The following is a 20,717-nucleotide window of genomic DNA, read 5'->3' on the forward strand; positions in this document are numbered from 1 at the left end:
GCGCACGCTCAGGGATCGTGTGCGCACCGCCCCCAGTGCTTGGCCTTGGGCGTCTGCCCGATGCCGGGATTGAACTGGTTGGTCGGATCCAACTGCCGGTAGAAGCCGGACAGCGCTGGCTTGGCGCGGTAGAGGTGGCCGACGTTGTGCTCGGCCGGGTATTCGGCGCCACGCGCGTCCAGCAGCGTCCACATGGCGTGCTCGATGGTCAGCGGGTCGGCGCCCTTGCGCACGATGTAGTCCTGGTGGAACACGTGGCAGAAGAAGTGCCCGTAGTAGAGCTTGGCGATGATCTGTGATTCCAGCGCCTCGGGCAGGTGCTCCTGCCACTGGCGCTCGTCGCGGCGCAGGGCGATGTCCAGGGCCACGATGTCCTCCACCGTTGATCGATGCACATCGCGGTAGCGGATCGCGGCCCCGGCGATGGCGAAGCGGTGCAGGAACGCCTTGCGACCCTCCTCGGCATCGCAGTGGAACCAGTCGCCCTCGCGCGCGGCGAAGTGCCGCTGCAGGAAGTCGCGCGTGGCCTGCGCGCTGTCCTCCGCCACGCGCAGCAGCAGGTGATGCTCGAAACGCGCGCGAAACGCGGTCATGCGCCTGGGCAGATGGCTCGGCAGCAGCCGGGTCAGCGCCTGCAGCACATGGTCGGTGACCCCGCGCAGGCCCAGGCCCTCGAAGAAGGCATCCACGCGGCTCTTCAGGGCAAAGGCCCTGGGCACGCGCGCGGTGCCGAAACGGTCGATCAACAGGAAGGTGTCCTTGCCGTACTGCTCGCCGATGTCGTAGGCGTCCTTGTGGATGTATTCGCCGGCCACCGGCAGCGAGGGCAGCGCGGTGAGCAGGTGGCGACGCACGGCGGTGAGGTCGTCCGGGTCGTTGCTGCCGATGTAGAACACCTCGGTCCGTTCCTTGGGGAACGTATCCAGGCGCACGGCGAACACGGCCAGCTTGCCGGCCGAGCCGGACGCCTCGTGCAGGCGCGCCGGATCGGCATTGAAGCGCGCCGGCGTGGCGGCATCCACATCGCGCACGTGCGCGGCGTAGGTGTGATCCGAGGCCGCCCTGGCCGGGTCGTTGACGATGTCCTCCGGCGTGTATTGCCCGGCCTGCAGGCGCGGCAGGATCTCCTCGGGGCTCTGCCCCAGGGCGATGCCCAGGTGGTTGACCAGGCGCAGCACGCCATCGGCGCCGACCTGCGCGTACAGGGCCAGCTCGGTGTAGGCCGGGCCGCGACGCACCAGCGCACCGCCGGAGTTGTTGCACACCCCGCCCAGGACCGAGGCGCCGATACAGGAGGAGCCGATCACCGAGTGCGGCTCGCGCCCCAGCGGCGCCAGGGCCTGCTCCAGCCGGTCCAGCGTGGCGCCGGGCAGGCACACCACCTGGGCACCGTCGTTGATCACCTGCACGCCGGTCAGGCGCAGGGTGCTGATCAGCAGCACCTGGCGGTCGTAGTCGTCGCCGTCGGGCGTGGAGCCCCCGGTCAGGCCGGTGTTGGCCGCCTGCATGATGACGATGACATCGGCGGCCACCGCCGCCTCCAGCACGCGCCACTGCTCCAGCAGCGAGCCGGGCTGGACCACCGCCAGCACCGGCCCTTCACCGAAGCGCTGTCCCTTGCGGAAGCGCCGGGTGCGCTTGTCGTCGGTCAGCACGTGCGCGGCGCCGACGATGCCGCGCAGGGTCCGCAGCAGTGCGTCGCCCGCCGGGGACACGGCCGCGCTCACAGGCCTTCCCGCACCAGCGAATCGGCGCTGATCTCGGCGATGGTGCGGGCGCCGGTCAGGGTCATGGCCACCCGCATCTCCTTCTCGATCAGGCCCAGCAGATGTTCCACACCGGCCCCGCCCGCTGCAGCCAGCGCGTAGACCCAGGCGCGCCCCAGCAGCACCGCGTCGGCGCCCAGGGCAATCATGCGCACCACGTCCAGACCGTTGCGGATGCCCGAATCGGCCAGCAGGGTGATCTCACCCTTGACCGCATCGGCGATCGCCGGCAGCGCGCGGGCGCTGGAGAGCACGCCGTCGAGCTGGCGCCCGCCGTGGTTGGAGACCACGATGCCGTCGGCGCCGAAGCGCACCGCATCGCGTGCATCGTCCGCATCCAGAATGCCCTTGATGAGCATCGGACCCTTCCAGAACGCCCGGATCCACTCCAGGTCCTTCCACGAGATCGACGGATCGAAGTTGTTGCCCAGCCAGCCGATGTAGTCCTCCAGCCCGGTCGGCTTGCCCAAGTAGCGCGAGACATTGCCCAGGTCGTGCGGACGCCCGCGCAGGCCCACGTCCCAGGCCCAGCGCGGATGGGTGAGCGACTGCCAGTAGCGGCGCATCGCCGCGTTCGGCCCACTCATGCCCGAGTGCATGTCGCGGTAGCGCGCGCCGGGCACCGGCATGTCCACGGTGAACACCAGCGTCTCCACGCCGGCGGCCTGGGCGCGCTCCAACGCATGCTTCATGAAGCCGCGATCGCGCAGCACGTAGAGCTGGAACCACATCGGCCGGTCCAGCGTCGGCGCGACTTCCTCGATCGGGCACACCGACACGGTGGACAGGGTGAACGGCACGCCCCTGCGCGCGGCCGCCTGCGCGGCCTGGACTTCGCCGCGGCGCGCGTACATGCCCGTCAGCCCGACCGGTGCCAACGCCACCGGCAGGGCGAGGGTCTCGTTGAACAGCCGCGTGGACAGGTCCAGCTGGGACATGTCGCGCAGCACGCGCTGGCGCAGGGCGATGTCGGCCAGGTCGGCCACGTTGCGTTGCAGCGTGCGCTCGGCATAGGCGCCGCCGTCGATGTAGTGGAACAGGAACGGCGGCAGGATGCGCTGCGCCGCCGCCCGGTAGTCGGTGGAGGAGGAAATGATCATGGGCGGGCCGGATGCGGAGGGAGGCGCGAGGCCCGGGCGCGGCGCGCCTCGTCCTCGTCGAGCGACTTGAGCGAGCCGTGGACGAACTCCACGTGGTCCTGCGCGGCGTTGCGCGCACGCTCGGGATCGCCGGCCAGCACCGCGTCCATCATTTCGCGGTGCTGGACCGAAAGCGGTTCGAAGGTGCGCGGCGAGGTGTAAAGCTTTTCGCGATTCTGCGAGATGTTGGACTGCAGCAGCTCGAACAGCCCGCGCATGACCTGCAGCAGGACCAGGTTGTGCGAGGCCTCGGCGATGGACAGGTGGAAGGCGGCGTCGGCGCGGGCCTCGCCGGCCGGATCGTCCTTGCCGTGCGCGGCCAGCATCGCCTCGAAGGCCGCGACGATGCGCGCGCGGTCGACGTCGGTGGCGCGCTGGGCCGCATGCCAGGCGGTTGCCCCTTCCAGCGCGTGGCGGATTTCCAGCACGTCGAAGCGGTATTCCGGATCGTCCTGGAACAGCGGCAGGTAAGGCGCCAGCGCGGCGCTCATGCCCCGCTGCGCCGCCGCCGGTGCCTGGACGAAGGTGCCGCCGCCGCCCCGGCTGACCAACAAGCCTTGGCTGGCCAGGCGCGCAATGCCTTCGCGCAGGGCTGGGCGCGAGACCGACAGCTCCAGGGCCAGCGCGCGCTCGGCCGGCAGGCGGTCGCCCGGTTGCAGGCCACGCCGCGCGATCAGCGCCTGCAGCTGCGCGGCGGCGCGGTCCGACGCCCGTGCGCCCTGTATTTTGGTCTGACCAATTTTTGCGTGCATGCGCCTATTAATGCGCTTGATGCGGCCTCTCCGCTACCCATCACCGTATCTCGAACTTATTGGTAAGACCAATTGGATTGCACGTCACCACAGTCCGGGAAAGACCCGCCAGGTGCGTCGCGCGTGGGCCTGCCACTCCGTGCCGAAGGCCGACGCCAGCACCGCCTCCTCCACCTGCATGCGCCGGGCGAAGGCCGCAGTCACGGCCACCCCGATCACCGCCAGCGACGCCCAGCTGCCCAGCCCCACGCCCAGCCCATAGAAGCAGGCCAGCGCGCCGGTGTAGGACGGATGCCGCAGCCAGCGGTACGGCCCGGCGGTGATCAGCTGATGGCCGGGCTGGATGCCCACGTCCACGGTGAACTGACGACCCAGCACCCGGATCGCCCACAGGCGGAAGCCCAGGCCGACCACGACCAGCGCCGTGCCGGCCCACAGCAGCGGCACACGCGCACCGGGCGGCCAGCGGCCGATGCCCTGCATGGCCAGCACAACCGCCACGGCGATGGCCGCATACAGCACCGTCCACAGCAGACGCAGCGTGCCGGCGTCCCGGGTCGGATCGTCCTGGCTGCGCAGGCGATGGCTGAGGAGCATCTCCATCGCCCACCACGAGGCGCAGGCGATCCAGAAACACAGTTGGGGGAGTTCGATGCGCATGGGGCTCTGTGCTTGCATAGGGGCCAATGCCCGATGCAGCCAGTGTGCGCGACACCCGGCCCGCGATCAGGTGCTGTCGGTCATCGCCATCACCTGCCAGAAGTCACCACTTGCCGCGCGCCCATTGCAGAAGGACGACAGGCGGGCTCAGCATCTTGGGGATGAACGAAGTCGTGCGCCGCTTGCTGGAACCGCTGTCGCTTGCCGGCTATTTCGCGCTGGGCGCGGTGGCGCTGGTGATCCGGTACCTGGACACCGCTGCGTCACGCGCGATGGGATGGGGCTTGCTCGCCGCCTTCGGCGCGCTGTTCGTGCTGGTCAACGCGCTACCGCAGAGCTGCCCGCGTGGCCGCCTGATGTGGGCCGCCAGCGTGCCCATGCCGCTCCTGGCCCTGGCGTTGATTTCGGTAGACCCGCGGCCCGGCGTGGCGCCGGTCCTGCTGGTGATCTGGATCGCCGTGGCGATGGGGCGCTGGCCGCGGCGCGCCCTGCTGCCCGCCGCGGTGGCGGCCAACGTCGGCTTTTACCTGATCCTGCGCCACGCGGGCTTTGGCAATCCGCTGACCGTAGTGCTGATCAATGCCAGCTTCCAGGTGTTTGCCGCACTGTGCGTTCACTACGCCATCAGCGCCAGTCATGCCCGCGACACCCTGGCCCTGGTCAACGCCGACCTGCTGGCCACCCGCGCCCTGCTGGCCGACAGTGCGCGCGATGCCGAGCGGCTGCGCGTGGCGCGCGAGCTGCACGACGTGGCCGGGCACAAGCTCACCGCGATGAAGCTCAACCTGCGTGCACTGGCCGGCGACCCGGTGCTGGCTGGGCGCAGCGAAGTGCGCATTGCCCAGCAGCTCTCGGCCGAACTGCTCAATGACATCCGCAACGTGGTCCAGGCGCTGCGCGATACGCGCGGGCTGGACCTGGAAACGGCGCTACGTGCCCTGGCCGCGCCATTGCCGCGCCCGGCCCTGGCGCTGGACATCGCCCCGGAGGTCACCGTGTCCGATCCAGCCCTGGCCGAGACGCTGCTGCGGGTGGTGCAGGAAGCGCTGACCAACACCGCGCGCCATACCGAAGCCGACACCCTGCACGTGCAGCTGCGCCGCGAAGGCGACGCCCTGCTCCTGTGCATCGAGGACAATGGCCAGCGCGCGATCCGCCTGCGCGAGGGCAACGGCCTGGCGGGCATGCGCGAGCGCATCGCCGCCGCGCACGGCACCCTGGAGCTGGACCACACCCCGACCGGCGCGCTGCGCCTGACCGCCAGGATGCCCGCATGAACCAGACCCCCGCCATCACCGTCGCCCTGGCCGACGACCAGGCGCTGGTCCGCGCCGGTCTGCGTGCCTTGCTGGAACAGCAGGGGATCGTCGTGGCCTTCGAGGCCAGCGCCGGCGCCGACCTGATCGCGCGCCTGGCCGACACGCCGGTGGACGTGATCCTCAGCGACATCCGCATGCCCGGCGTGGATGGCATCGAGGCCCTGGTACAGCTGCGCGCGGCCGGCAACACCACGCCGCTCATGCTGCTGACCACCTTCGACGACAGCGAACTGCTGCTGCGCGCCACCCAGGCCGGGGCGCAGGGTTTCCTGCTCAAGGATGCCGCGCCCGAAGACCTGCGCGAAGCCATCGCCCAAGTGGCCGGCGGCCAGACCCTGCTGCAGCCGGTCAGCACCGACCCGGTGCGCGCGCGCTACCAGTACCACGAGCAACACGCCCCGGCCGACGCCTTCAACCCGCGCGAGGTCGCCATCCTGCGCCTGCTGGCTGGTGGTTATTCCAACAAGGAGATCGCGCGCACGCTGTTCCTGGCCGAGGGCACGGTGAAGAACTACGTCTCCAACATCCTGGACAAGCTCGGCACCCGCGACCGCACCCGCGCCGTGCTCAAGGCGATCACCCTGCGGGTGATCTGACCGGGTCGGCACGGGACACACCGCCACGGTCACACGAATGCGGCGACAATGCGGGCCCCCCCACGTCGTCAGAGGCCCCGTCCACGATGCAGCCAGTCACCCTCACCCGCTACCTGGTCGAAGAACAACGCGCCGGGCGCATCAGCGCCGAGCTGCGCCAGCTCATTTCGGTGGTCGTGCGCGCCTGCACCACCATCTCCATCGCGGTGGGCAAGGGGGCGCTGGGTGGCGTGCTGGGCGAAGCCGGCACCGGCAACGTGCAGGGCGAGGCGCAGAAGAAGCTGGACGTGATCAGCAACGAGATCCTGCTGGAAGCCAATGCCTGGGGCGGCCATCTGGCCGCCTGCGCCTCGGAGGAGATGGACCACTGCCAGCCGGTGCCGGACGAATTCCCCAAGGGCCACTTCCTGCTGCTGTTCGATCCCCTGGACGGCAGCTCCAACATCGACGTCAACGTCTCGGTCGGCACGATCTTCTCGGTCCTGCGCTGCCCGGACGATTGCACCGAGCCCAAGGACGAGGACTTCCTGCAGCCCGGCCGTGAGCAGGTCGCTGCCGGCTACTGCATCTACGGGCCACAGACCATGCTGGTGCTGACCACCGGTCATGGCACCCATGCCTTCACCCTGGACCGCGAGCAGGGTCTTTTCGTGCTGACCCAGCGCGACATGCAGGTGCCGCCGGCGACCAAGGAATTCGCCCTCAATATGTCCAACCAGCGCCACTGGGAGCCGCAGATGCAGGCTTACGTGGGCGACCTGCTGGCCGGCACGGACGGCCCGCGCGGCAAGGACTTCAACATGCGCTGGATCGCCTCGATGGTGGCCGACGTGCACCGCATCCTGACCCGCGGCGGCATCTTCATCTATCCGTGGGATGCCAAGGACGCGTCCAAGGCGGGCAAGCTGCGCCTGATGTACGAGGCCAACCCGATGGGCATGCTGATCGAACAGGCCGGCGGCCTGGCCAGCACCGGCCGCGAACGCATCCTGGACATCCAGCCTGACCAGCTGCACCAGCGCGTGCCAGTGTTCATCGGCTCGCGCGAGGAAGTCGAGGCCGCCGAGCGCTACCACGCGCAGGGCTGAAGACCTGTGCGGTCTGGGTCGGGCACTGCCCGGCCCAGGCGCCGCAACGTAGCCACCGTGTGACCCACGACCGGCGGTACGGGCATGGTCAGGTCGAGCGGCATTCCGAACGCGACCAGTGCCCAAGCCGCTGGACCGGCGTTACCTCCCCCAGCTGCGCGCAGCCGGTTGCCAATGACGCTCCACGCGGTTGTCCGGCATGCGGGCAGACCGTGGCGTGCGTAGGGCCGCCGCATCAGCCGGCTCAAGGCTGCTGCCAAGTTCCGACGCCTTGAAAGACGTCCGGCGGGCCAATCCCGCGTCGGCCTGATGGATCAGGGAAGGTTTCGCCGACTCGATCCTGCGTGCCCGTCAGGCCGGGGCGGCACTGTCGAAGGAGGTCTGTTGGTTCGGCGATATCAGGCCCTCGATTCCATGGCAGGCACGCGGCGCCCTGCGTGCACCACGTCGCGCGTCTGCCTGCGGGCGAACGATCTCCGGACCGAGTCAATCGCGCGCGGGCAGTTGCAGCGCACCATGCACGGCCTCAATGGAGGGCATCGGCACAAGCGATCAGCGCGGCGCCGGCACGCTGCTATCGTAGAGGTGATGACGCAGTCCGATTTCATCGAGGTCTATCACCAGGCGGTGCCAGCCGAGGTTTGCCGGGCGATCGTCGAGCGCTTCGAGGCCAGCGGCCAGGAGCATCCCGGCCTGGTGGGCGGGGGCCACCATCCCGATCTCAAGCGCAGCAGCGATATCAGCATCAGCGGCCAGCACGGCTGGGGCGATGTCGAACAGGCGCTCAACCAAGCGGTGTTCCGCGGCCTGCTGGACTACCTGCGGCGCTATCCCTTCAGCCTGATCGCACCGGTGATGCTGCAGCACACCCCGCCGGGCGGGACACCGCGGCGCATCGAATACGAGGACGTGCTGGACCTGGACGATGCCACCCTGTCCGAACTGCTCATGGCCGTGCTGCGTCCGGGCCGGATCAACCTGCAGCGCTATCGCGCGGGCGAAGGCGGTTATCCGTACTGGCATTGCGAGCTGTATCCCAAGGACCGCCACGCCGAGACCCTGCATCGCCACCTGCTGTGGACGGTGTATCTCAACGACGGCTTCGAGGCCGGGGAGACCGAGTTCTTCCACCAGCAGCGCAAGGTCGTCCCGCGCACCGGCAGCCTGCTGATCGCCCCGGCCGCCTTCACCCATACCCATCGCGGCAACCGGCCGCAGGGGGGCGACAAGTACATCGCCACCAGCTGGGCGCTTTTCCAGCCCGCTGAAAAGCTTTACGGCGCCAGCTGACCTTCCGGAGCGCTTCATGGACGAAGCCGGCAAACGTTCCGCAAGCACCCAGGCGCTCTGGCTGGCCGCCCTGGCGCTGTTCGTGATTCCGTTCACCCCTCGCCAGCAGCCGCCCTGGTTCGACCCTTGGCTGCTGGTGCCGGCGCTGGGCATCGGCCTGCTCGCCAGCGGCCTGGCCATCGCCTGGCACCGCGGTGGCTGGACGCGCCGGGGTATCGCCTACGGGCTGTTCGCGCTGCACGTGCTGTTGGCCTTCGCCACCGCGTGGCTGTCCCAGGTCCCCACCTTCAACTGATGCGATGCACACATCCCGCTTGAAAGTGCAGGTTGCGCGTTGACCGCAGACCCGATGGCGGTCGCCGCGTTGCCGGTGCGATCGTGCATGGATGGACGCGCAATGCACCATGCGGTGCTGAGGGTGCCGGGAAGCTCGATCGGCGTCCGGCTGGTTCGCTGGCCGCCGCCAACCGGTGTGGATCGGGCACGGGTGCGTGGCCTCGCCCGCCTGGACGCCAAGCGCCGCTGAGCCTCAGCGCTGTTCGGCCAGCAGCAGGCTGGTTTCCGAGGCGGCGATGCCTTCGATGTCGCGCAACCGGCGCAGGGCCTGGTCGAAGCCGAGCAGGTCCTCGGTGCGCACTTCCACCACCAGGTCCCAGCGGCCGTTGGTGGAGTAGACACTGACCACCTCCGGCAGGCGCCGCAGCGCGGCCACCACTTTGTCGGTCGCGCCGCCGCGCACCTCGATCTGGGTGATGGCGCGCACGCCGCGCAACCCTTCGCTGGCCAATTTGACGGTAAAGCCCAGCAGCACACCGCTGCGCTGCAGGCGGGTGATGCGGTTCTGCACGGTGCCGCGCGAGACCTTGAGCTGCTTGGCCAGCAGCGCCGCCGGGGTGCGGCTGTCGGCGCGTAACAAGGCGATGAGATCCTGGTCCAGGGTGTCGAGGGCGTCGGTCATGCGAATGTCCTGCCAATGGCGGTGGTTCTTTCGATCCGGGAGTTGCCTGTCACCAGATTGACAGAATCTCGCGAAAAACTGGCGATCTGCGTGGTTCAGACTGATTTCCGCGCGGCCTAGGATGGCATAACGCCAAACACGAGACGTCCTGACCATGTCGACTTCGCCCCGCCCCCGCGTGCTGATGTGCCCGCCCACCCACTTTTCGGTGGACTACGACATCAACCCCTGGATGACCGGCCAACGCGACCAGGCCGATCGGGCCCGCGCCCAGCGCCAGTGGGACGACCTGCATGCGCTGGTGGCCGACGCGGCCGAGGTGGAACTGATCCCGCACGTGGCCGGCCTGCCGGACATGGTGTTCACCGCCAACGCGGGGCTGGTCTATCGCGACCTGGCCGTGCCCAGCCGATTCCGCCACGCCGAGCGCGCCGGCGAGGAATCCCACTTCACCCAGTGGTTCTCCGAGCAGCGCTTCGCGGTGGATCTGCTGGACGGGATCGAGTTCGAGGGTGCGGGGGACGCGTTGCTGGACCGCGCCGCGCCACGGCTGTGGTTCGGATACGGCCATCGCAGTGATGCGCGCGCGGCCATCGCACTGCAGGCGCGCCTGGGCATCGAAGTGGTGCCGCTGCGCCTGGTCGACCCGCGCTTCTATCACCTGGACACCTGCCTGTGCCCGCTCGCCGGCGGTCAGCTGCTGTACTTCCCGGCGGCGTTCGACGAAGCCGCGCAGGCGGCCATCGCCGCGCGCGTGCCCGAGGACCAGCGCATCGCCGTGTCCGAGGAAGACGCGCTGGCCTTCGCCTGCAATGCGGTCAACCTGGACAACGTGGTGATCCTCAATCGCGCCACGCCCGCCCTGCGCGAGGCGTTGGCCGCGCATGGGTATCGCGTGCGCGAGACGCCGTTGGACGAGTTCCTCAAGGCGGGCGGCTCGGCCAAGTGCCTGACCCTGCGCCTGGACGAGCCCGGACTGAACTGAGTGCAGGGCGTGTTCAAACGGTGCGACGAACCGCAACCGTTTCCGGACACAGCTGGTGAACCGCCCGACCGGCAGGATGGCCTCACCCAATCGCGCATCCCAAGGAGCGCATCATGAAAAGGAACCACACTCCGCTCGTCCTGTCCGCCCTGTTGACCCTGGGCTTGTCCGCGCCGTTGCTGGCGCAGGAGCACGGCAACATGGACCACGACAAGATGAGCCATGAGCACGCGGCCGACTCCAGCCAACCAGGCACCGACACCTGGATCACCACCAAGGTCAAGGCCGATCTGCTCGCCAGCGGCAAGACCCCGGGCACCGACATTTCGGTGGAGACCAAGAACGGCGTGGTCTGGCTGAGCGGTCACGTGGCCACCAAGGACCAGAAGGACCGCGCGATTACCGAGGCCAAGGGCATCGAGGGCGTCAAGAAGGTCGAGGCCGGCAAGCTGATGGTCGGCAAGAAGGACATGTAACACCTTCTTGGTGTTGCATGCGGAACGGCGCCCTGGTGGCGCCGTTTTCGTTATGGAAACCGACGTGGCGGCAACCGGCCTACTGCACGTCTCATCGCTGTTGTGGTGGTAGCTCCCGCTCGGACTAGAACAAATCCCCCTGCGGGGAAGGCGTCTTCGGCGCAAGAAACTTGCTGCAATCCAGCGCCGGCCAGCGCGCGCGGTCATAGCCAAAGCGCTTGTGGGCCAGGGCGAAGCGGCGTTCCAGCAAGTCCGCATAGACGCCCTGCCCGCGCATGCGGCTACCGAAAGCGCTGTCGTAGTCCTTGCCTCCGCGCAGCTGCCGCACCGTGCTCATCACGTGCGCGGCGCGATCCGGGAGGTGGGTCTCCAGCCAGTCCCGGAACAGCGGCGAGACCTCGTGCGGCAGGCGCAGCAGCACGTAACCGGCCGAACGCGCACCTGCCTGGGACGCGGCTTCCAGCACCGCTTCCAGGTGCGCATCGTTCACCCAGGGGATGGCCGGAGCGAACATCACGCCCACCGGTACGCCCGCCTCGCTCAGGGCCTGCATGGCCTTCAGCCGCGCATGCGGTGCCGAGGCGCGTGGTTCGAGCCTGGACGAGAGCTGGTTGTCCAGCGAGGTGATCGAGAACGCCACGTGCACCAGGTTGTCTGCCGCCAGCGGTGCCAGCAGATCCAGGTCACGGGTGACCAGCGCGTTCTTGGTGATTACGGTGAACGGGTGCCGGGTTTCGGCGAAGACTTCGATCAGGCGGCGCGTGAGCTGCAGGCGCCGCTCCAGCGGCTGATAGGCATCGGTATTGATGCCCAGCGAGATCGGGCTGACCTGGTAGCGCGGGTGGGCCAGTTCGGCCCGCAGCAGTTCGGGGCCGTTGGTCTTGGCGAACAGCCGGGTCTCGAAGTCCAGCCCCGGCGACAGGTCCAGATAGCTGTGCGTGGGGCGCGCGAAGCAGTAGCTGCAGCCATGCTCGCACCCGCGATACGGATTGACCGACTGGGAGAAGGGAATGTCCGGCGAGCGATTGCGGCTGATGATGCTGCGCGCCCGTTCCTCGGTGACCCGGGTGCGTGGCAGCAGGTCGGGCTCGCCCTCCTGGTCGCGGTCGTGCCAGCCATCGTCGCTGGCCTCGTTGGTGGTCACGGCGAATCGTCCCGGCAGCCAGCCGGTCGAACCGCGCCCTTTGATCGCCTCGCCCATCGCGCCAGGGTAAGCGGCGGTGGTCTCACGCCATGCGATGTCACCCGGCTCCCCCTAGAATCCGGACATGCTCGCCCTGCTCGCCACCCTGTGGCACGACATCGCGGATATCCCGCACCTCAAGACCTACCTCACCACGGCCTGGCTGGCCTATCTGTTGGTGCTGGGCGGCTGGATCATTCTGCAAAAGCGCGAACCGGTCGCCACCCTGAGCTGGGTCCTGTCGCTGGCCGCGCTGCCCTATCTGGGCTTTCTGATCTACTTCCTGCTGGGCCCGCAGAAGATCAAGCGCCAACGCCTGCGCCGCAACCGCTCTCGCGATGGCATGGATGCACACGAGGCGATCTGCCCGCCCAACGAGGTCTGCACCGAGCTGTCCCTGCTGGGCCAGGCCGTGACCGGCTTGCCGCCTTCCTCGGCCACGCGCGCGGATCTGCTGATCGATGGTGCTGCGACCTACGACGCGCTGGTCGAGGCGATTGGCCAGGCGCGCAACCATATCCACCTGGAGTACTACATCTTCGAGCGCGACCGCACCGGCACGCGCATCCGCGACGCACTGATCGAGCGCGCCAGGGCGGGCGTGCACGTGCGCCTGCTGCTGGATGCCGTCGGCGCCAGCAAGGTCAACAAGCGCTTCCTCGCACCGCTGCTGGACGCCGGCGCCGAGCACTCCTGGTTCCATCCCACCCAGTTCCGCCCCTTCACCCGACCGTGGGTAAACCTGCGCACCCACCGCAAGATCGCGGTCATCGATGGCACCGTCGCCTTCGCCGGTGGCATCAACATCACCGACGAAGAGAACGAGCGGCTCAATCCCAACGCCTACCGTGACCTGCATCTGCGGCTGGAAGGCGAGATCGTGCGCGGCCTGCAGCAGGTGTTCGTGGAAGACTGGATCTACGCCACCGGGCACGGGCGGGAACACTTCAGGGGCACGGTGCTGTGGGCGCCGGCCGCCGACGCACCGGTGGGCGATATTGCCATCCAGGTGCTCGTCTCAGGTCCCGACTCGGACTGGGAAGCCATCCACCGGGTGCAGGTCTCGGCGATCCACGAGGCCAAGGAGCGGGTCTGGCTGGTCACGCCGTATTTCGTCCCCGGCGAGGCCGCCACGATGGCGCTCACCTCCGCGGCGCTGGCCGGGCTGGACGTGCGCCTGCTCGTCCCCAAGCAGAGCGACTCCAGGCTGGTCACCTTCGCCGCGCGCTCCTACTTCGACGAGTTGCTCGCTGCCAAGGTCAAGGTCTACGAGTACGGCCCGCGCATGCTGCACACCAAAGCGCTGATCTGCGACGACAACCTGGCCATCCTTGGCAGCGCCAACTTCGACCACCGCAGCTTCCGGCTGAACTTCGAAGTCGCCCTGCTGTTCCGCGAGCCGGCGTTCAATGCACGGCTGTCGGAGCTGCTGGAAGGCGAGTTCGAGCGCGCATCCAAGGTCCACAACGAGCGCAACCGCTCGCTGTGGCGCAACCGCCTGCCCGAGGCGCTCGCCCGGCTGGGTTCGCCCTTCCTCTAAGCCTCGCGCGGCGTGCCGGGATGGGTAGAATCGGCGGCGTCTCCCATGCGGACCGGCTCCATGTACTGGCTCTTCCTTCTGCTTTCGTTCGGGGCCATGGCCGTGGCCCTGCGCACGACCTCGATGGCCCTGATGGTGGTGGCGTTGCTGGCGGCGCTGGGCCTGTTGCTGGCCTGGGCGATGGGGTGGTATTCGGCCCGGGTGGGCAACCAGGGCGATAGCGGCCGGCGCATGGTCGACCCGGTGGAACTCCACCGGCTGCGCCAACAGGCCGAGGCACGCCGCGCCGCGCAGCAGGCCGACGGCACTGACCCGCTGAGCGGGGAGTCGCGTGATGGTGTCTGAGCCCGGCGCGGCCCTGAGCGTCAACGTCAACAAGATCGCGGTCCTGCGCAATTCGCGCGGAGAGGGCGAACCGGACGTGCTGCGCGCCGCGCGCACCTGCCTGTCCGCGGGCGCGCAGGGAATCACCGTGCATCCGCGTCCCGATCGCCGGCACATCACCGCCGAGGACGTGGTGGCGTTGTCGGCGCTGACCAACCAGTTCCAGGTCGAGTTCAATGTCGAAGGCAACCCGTTCGCGCCACCACGGGCCGGATATCCCGGGTTGCTCCCCCTGTGCGAGCAGGTCAGGCCGGCTCAGGTCACGCTGGTGCCCGATGCGGATGGACAGCTGACCTCCGACCACGGTTTCGATTTCACCGCCGACACCGGGGCGCTGGCCGAGCTGATCGCAGGCTTCAAGGCGCTCGGCTGCCGCGTCAGCCTGTTTGTCGATGCCGGGTGTGTCGGACTCGCACGCGCGGCGCAGATGGGCGCGGACCGCATCGAGCTCTACACCGGACCCTACGCCGCGCAATGGGCTGCCGGCGCGCCCGAGCAAGCCTTGGCGGCCTGCCAGGCCACGATCACGGAGGCAGGCGCGCTCGGGCTGGCGGTCAATGCCGGCCACGACCTCAGCCAGGACAACCTGGGGCCTTTCCTGAGCGCCCTGCCGGCCGTCAGGGAGGTGTCGATTGGGCATGCGCTGATCGGCGAAGCGCTCTATGAGGGCCTGGAGACCACGATCCAGCGCTACCTGGCCATCATCGCCCAGTCGGTCCGCGCCGCTGCCTGAGGCTCATTAAGGCATCGTCGGGCGGTGGCTGCAGCCCTTCGCGTCGCACTCGCCGCGCGTGTGTACCTCAAGCCTGGGCCGCGCGACCCAATATCCATCAAGGGCCGACTGGTCGGTGAGGACCGGAGTGTTCTCCGCGTATCGCCCGGTCCTGGTCGTCCGGCGCCGGCGTAACGCTCACGTTCCACGTGGCGCTTGCCGTCCGTCGCGCATCAACAAAAACGCCACCCGCGAGGGTGGCGTTTTCGTGAACACAATGCGCCGAACGGTTACTGCTGCATGAAACCGATCTTGAGCATGTTCGCGTTCTTGGCCGCGGCGAGCACCTGGGCCATGGTCTGGTACTGCGAGTCCGGGTTGGCGTCGATGCGCAGCTGCGGCTGATTGGTCGGGTCCTTCTGGACCTCGTTCTCCATCATGCTCTGCAACGCACTGATCGCGACCGGGCTGTTGTTCCAGTACACCGTGTTGGACGCATCGATCCGCAGGTCGATCGGCGGCGGCGGCTCTGTCGTCGGCGGTGGCGTTTGCGACCGCTGGGGCAGGGCCACGTCGATCGGGTAGGTCATGATCGGCGCGGTCACGATGAAGATGATCAAGAGCACCAGCATGACGTCGATCAACGGGGTGACGTTGATCTCGGCCATGGCACCCTTGCCACTTCCACTACTGAAGGCCATGGCTCAGCCCCCCTTCTTCGGCTTCGTGGACACGAACCCGACGTCCAGCATGCCCTGGCTCTGGGCGATGCGGGTGATCTCGTTGATCGTGGACATCTTGGTGGTCTTGTCGCCACGCAGGTTGATCGACGGCTGCGGCGTCTGCTGGGCCGCCGAGGAGAAGCGCGACTCGAGCACATCCTTGGTCACCGGCTCGTCGTTCCAGTAGATCGAGCCGTCCTCGAGCACCGCGATGTTGACCGGCGGTGAGCGCTTGGACAGTTCGTCCTGGTCCGGCAGATAGGTCGTTTCGGGCAACTGGACCTTGACCTTCTGCTGCATCAGCGGCGTGGTGATGATGAAGATGATCAGCAGCACCAGCATCACGTCCACGAGGGGCGTCACGTTGATGTCTACCATGGGGCCGCCACTGCCGCCCCCGCTACTGAATGCCATATGGCCTCCGGATGCGTATCGTAAAGTTCGGTTCTACGCCGGATCAGCGCACGCGGGCGCCGGTGGCGAAGAAGTCGTGCAGGTCATGCGCGAACGTATCGAACTTGGCGATGGTGCTGGCGTTGATCTTGCTGAAGAAGTTGTAGGCGAACACGGCCGGGATCGCGACGAACAGACCGATGGCGGTCATGATCAGCGCCTCACCCACCGGGCCGGCCACCGCGTCGATGCCGGCGTTGCCGGTGGCACCGATGCGGATCAGCGCGCCGTAGATGCCCCACACGGTACCCAGCAGACCCACGAACGGTGCGGTCGCACCCACGGTGGCCAGCCAGATCATGCCGCTCTGGATCTTGGTGCTCTCACGGGTCACGGCCTGACGCAGGGCGCGGTCGACGAACTCGGAACGGCTCAGGGCTTCGCCGGTGCCGGTGCCTTCGGCACGTTGGTGGTGGGCAGCGGCCTGGGCGGCGTCCAGCGCGATCTTGGAGAACGGCTCGTTGCGCGGCTGCTCTTCCATGATGCGGATGGCGTCCTGGGCGTTGCTGGTTTCCCAGAACGCGGTGGTCACGCGATCGGCCTGCGAACGCAGACGCACGGCCTTGATGATGTTCACGATGGTCCAGTACCAGGAGCCGGCCGACATGAAGATCAGGGCCAGCAGCACGACCCACGACACCACGAAGGCGCCAGGGTTGGAAGTCATCTCACCGATGAGGTGGGAGAAGCCCATCTGGTTCAGGGCTGCGGCGGCGTTGTTACCCCCCGCGGCGGCAACGATCAGAGTTTCCTGCAGCATGACGCTTACCTTTGTTGGAAATTTGGTGGATTAGGTTAGGTGACGCTTATTGGTAAAACAGTGGGATCAGCGGCCCATGCTGAAGTCGACCGGCACGCGAACGCGTCCTGCGACCTTGTTGCCGCCTGAAGTCCCGGGGTTGAAGCGCCACTTGCGTGCTGCTTCCATCGCGGCGCGGTCGAGATCGCGGTTGCGGCTGGACTTCTCGACCGAGACGTTGGTGACGTTGCCATTGGCATCCACGTCGATGATCAGGATCACCGTCCCCTCGATGCCCGAACGCGCAGCCGACGGCGGATAACGCGGCGGATTCATGTTCTTCGAGGAGATGTCCACGCTGGCGCCGATGTCCGGGGACGGAGCAGGCGGGGCGGGCGGGGCCGGGGGGGTGTAGGTATCGACCGGACGCGGATCGGGCACTTCCACCGGGGGTGCTTCCGGCGGCGGCGGGACCGGAGTCGGCTTCGGCGGCGACAGTTCCTTGACCGGCGGCGGCGGGGTTTCCTGCTTCGGCGGCGGCGGCGGCGGCGGCGGGGGAGGCGGCGGCGGATCGACGATCTGTACCAGCATCTTCTGCTCCTCCTCCTGCTGCGCCGGCGGCGCGACGGCGGGGATCAACAGCAGCAGGAACACCGCAACGTGCAGGGCGATGACGAAGGCCATGCCGATGATGCGGGACCAGTTCAGCCCGGACGGGGCCTCCTGCTCTCTGTAGCGATTAATGACAAATTGTTCAGCCATGCGCCAGTGGACTCAATGGAAACGGGGTGTGCGTGGAGTACACACACCGGTGTCGGTTCGGTTGGATTCCACTGCAGAAGTGCAGGGGAATCCCCAGCTTAACCCAATTTCTCGCCGCTTTGACAACAGTTATTCGCTGTCATGAAAGCGGTTTCAAACGATCATTTCGCGGAAATGATCGCTTTCGCGTCCTGCGGCTTCTTGACCCCCTTGTCCAGCGCAGATTGGGCGGCCTTCTTGGCCTCTGCGGGACGATTCTCCTGCATCAGCACGCGTGCGAGATTGAGGTACGTCTCGCCCGTGCTGTCCAAAGGAGCCGCCTTCTGCCAGGCATCGATGGCCTGTGCAGGCTGATCCGAATAGTAGTACGACTGCGCCAGAATCTGATAGACCTCCAGGTTCGGCTGCAGCACGCCTTTGGACAGGCCATCGTTGATCACCGCGATGGTGTCCTTCTCGTGGCCGTCCATGTTGCTGTAGGTGGCGTACAGCTGGCGATACTCCTTGGGATCGGTCAGCTTGCCCGAGGTGCGCAGCTTGTCCAGGATCGCGGCCGCCTTGTCGGGCTGGTCGTTCTGGGAGTACATCACCGCCAGGTTCATCTGCGCGTTCTTGTCGTCCGGTGACTTGGCCGCCAGTTGCTCGGCCAGCTTCAGCGCCTCGCCGCTCTGGTTGTTGGCGTCGTAGCTGGCCATCAGCACCTGCACCCACTGCGCCTTGGGCTCGGGCGAGGATTCGATGGCCTGCTTCATGGGCGGGATCGCTTCGGCGTAGCGCTCGGCCTGATAGAGCGCCTGCCCCTTGAGCGCCAGATCCTCCGGCTTGGTGGACTGGGTCTCGGTCATGTACTTGTCGAGCGTGGCCAGGCCTTCCTGGTACTGCTCGTCCTGCAGCTGCAGCTGGGCGAGCATGTACATAGCCTGGTAGTGGCCGTTGTTGTCCAGGGCGTTGAGGTCGATGGCCTGCTTGAGATAGGCCTTGGTCGCGGCCTCGTCGTCGGTGTTGTACGCGGCCTGCGAGGCGATCTGCGCGGCCAGCGCCTTGTCGTAATCGTTCGAGTCGCTGTTGGCGATGATCTCGTCGGCGTCGGTTCGGGCCTTGGCCCAGTCCTGGTCGTTGTAGGCGTCGATCATCTTGCTGGCCTTGGACGCCATCTTGCGCGAGTTCTTGGCTTCCGGCGCCTTGCGCGTGGCGTTGGGGTACATCTCCTCCTGTTTGGAGTCGCCCCCCTTCTTGCTGCGTTCTGCGCGCTCACGCGTCTGCGCCGAAGCGTCGACCGCGACGGTACCGGCGAGCAGGCCAATGACGGCCAGGGAGAGCAGGGCGTGTTTCGGAGTGCGCAAGGACATGAATCACCTCTTACATGGATCGGTGCAGCGTGGATGCGGGGGGCTGGATGACGGGCCGGGAATCGACCGGGCCGGCGAAACTAGCAGAATCGTCTTAACAATGTGTACGGATTTCGTTGTTAACCCGATGCGTAGGACCGCATGCGGTTTTCAGCCGCAGGTGGGGCGCCGACCAGCGGCGCGGGCCTGCTCCCAGACCGGGGTCAGGCTGGCCGCGCGGCTACCCAGTTCACGGATCCGCGCCTGGGGATCGGGATGCGTGGACAGCCACGCGGGCGGACGGTTGCCGCCAGCGGCCAGCATGTTCTGCCACAGGGTCACCGCTTGGCGTGGATCGAATCCGGCCTGCGCCATCAGACGCTGGCCCACGATGTCCGCCTCGCTTTCCTGCGCTCGGGAATTGGGGAGCAGGAACAAGGTATTGGCGGCGATGCCGCCGCCCTGTGTCACCAGGCTGCCGTAGTCGCCAGCCAGTGCCCCGAGAACCTGCAGTGCCGTGGAGGCGCCAACTTGGTTGGTCAGACGCTCGTCGAAATGATGTTCGACCACATGCCCGATTTCGTGGGCGACAACGGCGGCGAGCTGATCCTGCGTCTTGGCCACCGGAAAAATACCCGTGTTCACGCCGACCTTGCCCCCGGGCAGGGCAAAGGCATTGGCTTCCGGGTCGGCAAACACCGCCACCTCCCAGCCGATCCCGCGCTGCTGGGCGGGAAGCTGGGCGACGAGGGTATCGACGACGCAGCGCACATAGGCGTTCTGTTTCGGATCACGGCTGAGGGCCTGCTTCTGCTTGGCGTCGGCGAAGGCCTGTGCGCCGAGCTGTTCGAGCTGTTGCTCGGATACCCCGCCCACATGCTGGCGGCGGCCGGTCGAAGAGGTGGTGGTCGCGCACGCCGTCACCAGCAGGGCGAGTGAAAGGCCGGTCAGGGCTGAGCGAAGGCGAGTTTTTGGGTTTGTCATAGCGTGTCAGTCTTGCCATGCCGTGCTGAAATCGGTGTCAACGCCATTGATCAGGTGGAGATGCCGAATGCCAGCATCATCCCGATCGCGAACGCGTTGTTGAGTCCGTGGGCCAGGATCGAGGCGGCCAGGGACCCGGTGCGACGATAGACCCAGGCGAAGACGATGCCCATCGCCGTATAGACCGCCCACAGCGGAAGCGCGGCGGCGAGGGACTTGCCGCCCAGCAGCGGAGGCTCGTGCATGAAGGCAAACAGCAGCCCGCTGGCCGCCATGCCCAGGATCGGCCAGCCGTCCTGCCACAGCCGACGGAACAGCACGCGGCGGAACAGGACCTCCTCGTAGATCGGCGCCAGGATCACCGCGAACAGCACCAGCAGCGCGGGGTAGCGCCCCAGCGTGCCGCGCACCAGGCTCATGTTCGACGGATCCAGCTGTTCCTGCATCGAGGCCGCGATCTGGCTGACGACGATGCTGCACAGGATCGCCACGCTGCCGGCCATCAGCGCCAACAACCACGTGGCGGGCAGACGCATGGCCTGGCGCGCGACCTGGCGCTCGGACGCACGGGGCGGGGCGCGCCACAGCAGGGCAATCAAGGCCGTCCCGCCCACCCCGACGATGCTCAGGAGCATCGTGGCCAGTGGCCCAGGCTGGCCGACCGCTGCCATGATGGCATGCGCGTCCTGGCCGTTCGCTTCGCCGTGCAGCGCGATCATCACGCCGCGCCACACGCCCCAGCCCACCCCACCCAGCAGCGAGAGCAGGGCGAACAACACCGCCACGATCAGCACGTCCAGTGCAAAGCGCCGCAGGGCACGGCCCAGTGGCAGCGGGGGCGGGTCTAATGGCGTGGGGACCATGACGACGCAGGCTTGCGT

General features: G+C 67.7%; 23 protein-coding genes. 10 read left to right on the forward strand and 13 right to left on the reverse strand.

Going from position 1 to position 20,717, the window contains the following annotated elements; genetic code table 11:
* Nucleotides 1–8 precede the first annotated feature (8 nt).
* The 4 genes from dld to ACORQU_RS07565 form a co-directional block, all read right to left on the reverse strand.
* Nucleotides 9–1,727: a D-lactate dehydrogenase gene (dld, locus tag ACORQU_RS07550; protein ID WP_491644301.1), complete on the reverse strand. Its 1,719-nt coding sequence runs from the start codon at nt 1,725–1,727 to the stop codon at nt 9–11.
* The gene (gene lldD, locus ACORQU_RS07555; RefSeq protein ID WP_491644303.1) at nt 1,724–2,866 is read right to left on the reverse strand and encodes an FMN-dependent L-lactate dehydrogenase LldD; all 1,143 of its coding nucleotides are present in this window, start codon (nt 2,864–2,866) and stop codon (nt 1,724–1,726) included. The genes dld and lldD overlap by 4 nt, the downstream gene beginning before the upstream one ends.
* Nucleotides 2,863–3,657 (reverse strand): transcriptional regulator LldR, encoded by a 795-nt coding sequence (lldR, locus tag ACORQU_RS07560; RefSeq protein WP_491644305.1) that lies wholly within the window; start codon nt 3,655–3,657, stop codon nt 2,863–2,865. Before lldR ends, lldD begins: the two co-directional genes overlap by 4 nt.
* An 84-nt stretch (nt 3,658–3,741) precedes the next feature.
* Nucleotides 3,742–4,317 carry a methyltransferase family protein gene (locus ACORQU_RS07565; protein ID WP_491644306.1) on the reverse strand — a complete coding sequence of 192 codons (576 nt, stop codon included), beginning with the start codon at nt 4,315–4,317 and terminating at the stop codon, nt 3,742–3,744.
* Between the two features lie 161 nt (nt 4,318–4,478).
* On the opposite strand from ACORQU_RS07565, the gene ACORQU_RS07570 reads away from it, so the two are divergent.
* The 5 genes from ACORQU_RS07570 to ACORQU_RS07590 all read left to right on the forward strand — a co-directional run bounded on the left by ACORQU_RS07570 (nt 4,479) and on the right by ACORQU_RS07590 (nt 8,905).
* Nucleotides 4,479–5,594 carry a sensor histidine kinase gene (locus tag ACORQU_RS07570; protein WP_491644308.1) on the forward strand — a complete coding sequence of 372 codons (1,116 nt, stop codon included), beginning with the start codon at nt 4,479–4,481 and terminating at the stop codon, nt 5,592–5,594.
* Nucleotides 5,591–6,232: a response regulator gene (locus ACORQU_RS07575; protein WP_491644309.1), complete on the forward strand. Its 642-nt coding sequence runs from the start codon at nt 5,591–5,593 to the stop codon at nt 6,230–6,232. The genes ACORQU_RS07570 and ACORQU_RS07575 overlap by 4 nt, the downstream gene beginning before the upstream one ends.
* An 86-nt stretch (nt 6,233–6,318) precedes the next feature.
* Nucleotides 6,319–7,320 carry a class 1 fructose-bisphosphatase gene (locus ACORQU_RS07580; RefSeq protein WP_491644311.1) on the forward strand — a complete coding sequence of 334 codons (1,002 nt, stop codon included), beginning with the start codon at nt 6,319–6,321 and terminating at the stop codon, nt 7,318–7,320.
* Nucleotides 7,321–7,908: 588 nt separating this feature from the next.
* Nucleotides 7,909–8,610 carry a 2OG-Fe(II) oxygenase gene (locus tag ACORQU_RS07585; protein WP_491644313.1) on the forward strand — a complete coding sequence of 234 codons (702 nt, stop codon included), beginning with the start codon at nt 7,909–7,911 and terminating at the stop codon, nt 8,608–8,610.
* Between the two features lie 16 nt (nt 8,611–8,626).
* Nucleotides 8,627–8,905, forward strand: coding sequence for a hypothetical protein (locus ACORQU_RS07590; RefSeq protein ID WP_491644315.1), 279 nt, complete (start codon nt 8,627–8,629; stop codon nt 8,903–8,905).
* Between the two features lie 234 nt (nt 8,906–9,139).
* Here ACORQU_RS07590 and ACORQU_RS07595 read toward each other — a convergent pair whose 3' ends face one another.
* A complete protein-coding gene (locus ACORQU_RS07595) occupies nt 9,140–9,568 on the reverse strand; it encodes an Lrp/AsnC family transcriptional regulator (protein WP_271647939.1) in 429 nt (142 codons plus the stop codon).
* 154 nt (nt 9,569–9,722) lie between these two features.
* Here ACORQU_RS07595 and ACORQU_RS07600 point away from each other — a divergent pair, with 154 nt between their 5' ends.
* Nucleotides 9,723–10,553 (forward strand): dimethylarginine dimethylaminohydrolase family protein, encoded by an 831-nt coding sequence (locus ACORQU_RS07600; RefSeq protein WP_491644317.1) that lies wholly within the window; start codon nt 9,723–9,725, stop codon nt 10,551–10,553.
* Nucleotides 10,554–10,666: 113 nt separating this feature from the next.
* Nucleotides 10,667–11,029, forward strand: coding sequence for a BON domain-containing protein (locus tag ACORQU_RS07605; protein WP_333909508.1), 363 nt, complete (start codon nt 10,667–10,669; stop codon nt 11,027–11,029).
* A 124-nt stretch (nt 11,030–11,153) separates the two neighbouring features.
* Here the strand turns inward: ACORQU_RS07605 and ACORQU_RS07610 are convergent, their stop codons facing one another.
* On the reverse strand, nt 11,154–12,230 hold the full coding sequence (locus tag ACORQU_RS07610) for a PA0069 family radical SAM protein (protein ID WP_271647937.1): 1,077 nt from the start codon (nt 12,228–12,230) through the stop codon (nt 11,154–11,156).
* 67 nt (nt 12,231–12,297) lie between these two features.
* On the opposite strand from ACORQU_RS07610, the gene cls reads away from it, so the two are divergent.
* Genes cls through ACORQU_RS07625 form a run of 3 tightly spaced genes read left to right on the forward strand, consistent with a single transcriptional unit; the run spans nt 12,298 to nt 14,869 of the window.
* A complete protein-coding gene (gene cls, locus ACORQU_RS07615; RefSeq protein WP_491644319.1) occupies nt 12,298–13,752 on the forward strand; it encodes a cardiolipin synthase in 1,455 nt (484 codons plus the stop codon).
* Nucleotides 13,753–13,812: 60 nt separating this feature from the next.
* Nucleotides 13,813–14,097: a hypothetical protein gene (locus ACORQU_RS07620; protein WP_491644321.1), complete on the forward strand. Its 285-nt coding sequence runs from the start codon at nt 13,813–13,815 to the stop codon at nt 14,095–14,097.
* Nucleotides 14,087–14,869, forward strand: coding sequence for a pyridoxine 5'-phosphate synthase (locus ACORQU_RS07625; RefSeq protein ID WP_491644323.1), 783 nt, complete (start codon nt 14,087–14,089; stop codon nt 14,867–14,869). The genes ACORQU_RS07620 and ACORQU_RS07625 overlap by 11 nt, the downstream gene beginning before the upstream one ends.
* A gap of 269 nt (nt 14,870–15,138) precedes the next feature.
* Here ACORQU_RS07625 and ACORQU_RS07630 read toward each other — a convergent pair whose 3' ends face one another.
* From ACORQU_RS07630 to ACORQU_RS07660, 7 genes are all read right to left on the reverse strand, one after another.
* Nucleotides 15,139–15,549: an ExbD/TolR family protein gene (locus ACORQU_RS07630; protein WP_491644325.1), complete on the reverse strand. Its 411-nt coding sequence runs from the start codon at nt 15,547–15,549 to the stop codon at nt 15,139–15,141.
* A gap of 3 nt (nt 15,550–15,552) precedes the next feature.
* Complete coding sequence (locus tag ACORQU_RS07635) at nt 15,553–15,984, reverse strand: ExbD/TolR family protein (protein WP_491644327.1); 432 nt, start codon at nt 15,982–15,984, stop codon at nt 15,553–15,555.
* A gap of 43 nt (nt 15,985–16,027) precedes the next feature.
* Nucleotides 16,028–16,783, reverse strand: coding sequence for a TonB-system energizer ExbB (gene exbB / locus ACORQU_RS07640; RefSeq protein WP_271647931.1), 756 nt, complete (start codon nt 16,781–16,783; stop codon nt 16,028–16,030).
* Between the two features lie 66 nt (nt 16,784–16,849).
* Nucleotides 16,850–17,524: an energy transducer TonB gene (locus ACORQU_RS07645; protein ID WP_491644329.1), complete on the reverse strand. Its 675-nt coding sequence runs from the start codon at nt 17,522–17,524 to the stop codon at nt 16,850–16,852.
* A 161-nt stretch (nt 17,525–17,685) separates the two neighbouring features.
* Nucleotides 17,686–18,873 (reverse strand): heme biosynthesis protein HemY, encoded by a 1,188-nt coding sequence (locus ACORQU_RS07650; protein WP_271647929.1) that lies wholly within the window; start codon nt 18,871–18,873, stop codon nt 17,686–17,688.
* A 150-nt stretch (nt 18,874–19,023) separates the two neighbouring features.
* Nucleotides 19,024–19,836, reverse strand: coding sequence for a M48 family metallopeptidase (locus ACORQU_RS07655; protein WP_491644331.1), 813 nt, complete (start codon nt 19,834–19,836; stop codon nt 19,024–19,026).
* A 50-nt stretch (nt 19,837–19,886) separates the two neighbouring features.
* Entirely contained in the window at nt 19,887–20,699 is an 813-nt protein-coding gene (locus ACORQU_RS07660) for a CPBP family intramembrane glutamic endopeptidase (RefSeq protein ID WP_491644333.1), read from the reverse strand.
* Nucleotides 20,700–20,717 lie beyond the last annotated feature (18 nt).

The organism is Pseudoxanthomonas sp. JC1303 (assembly GCF_058448525.1).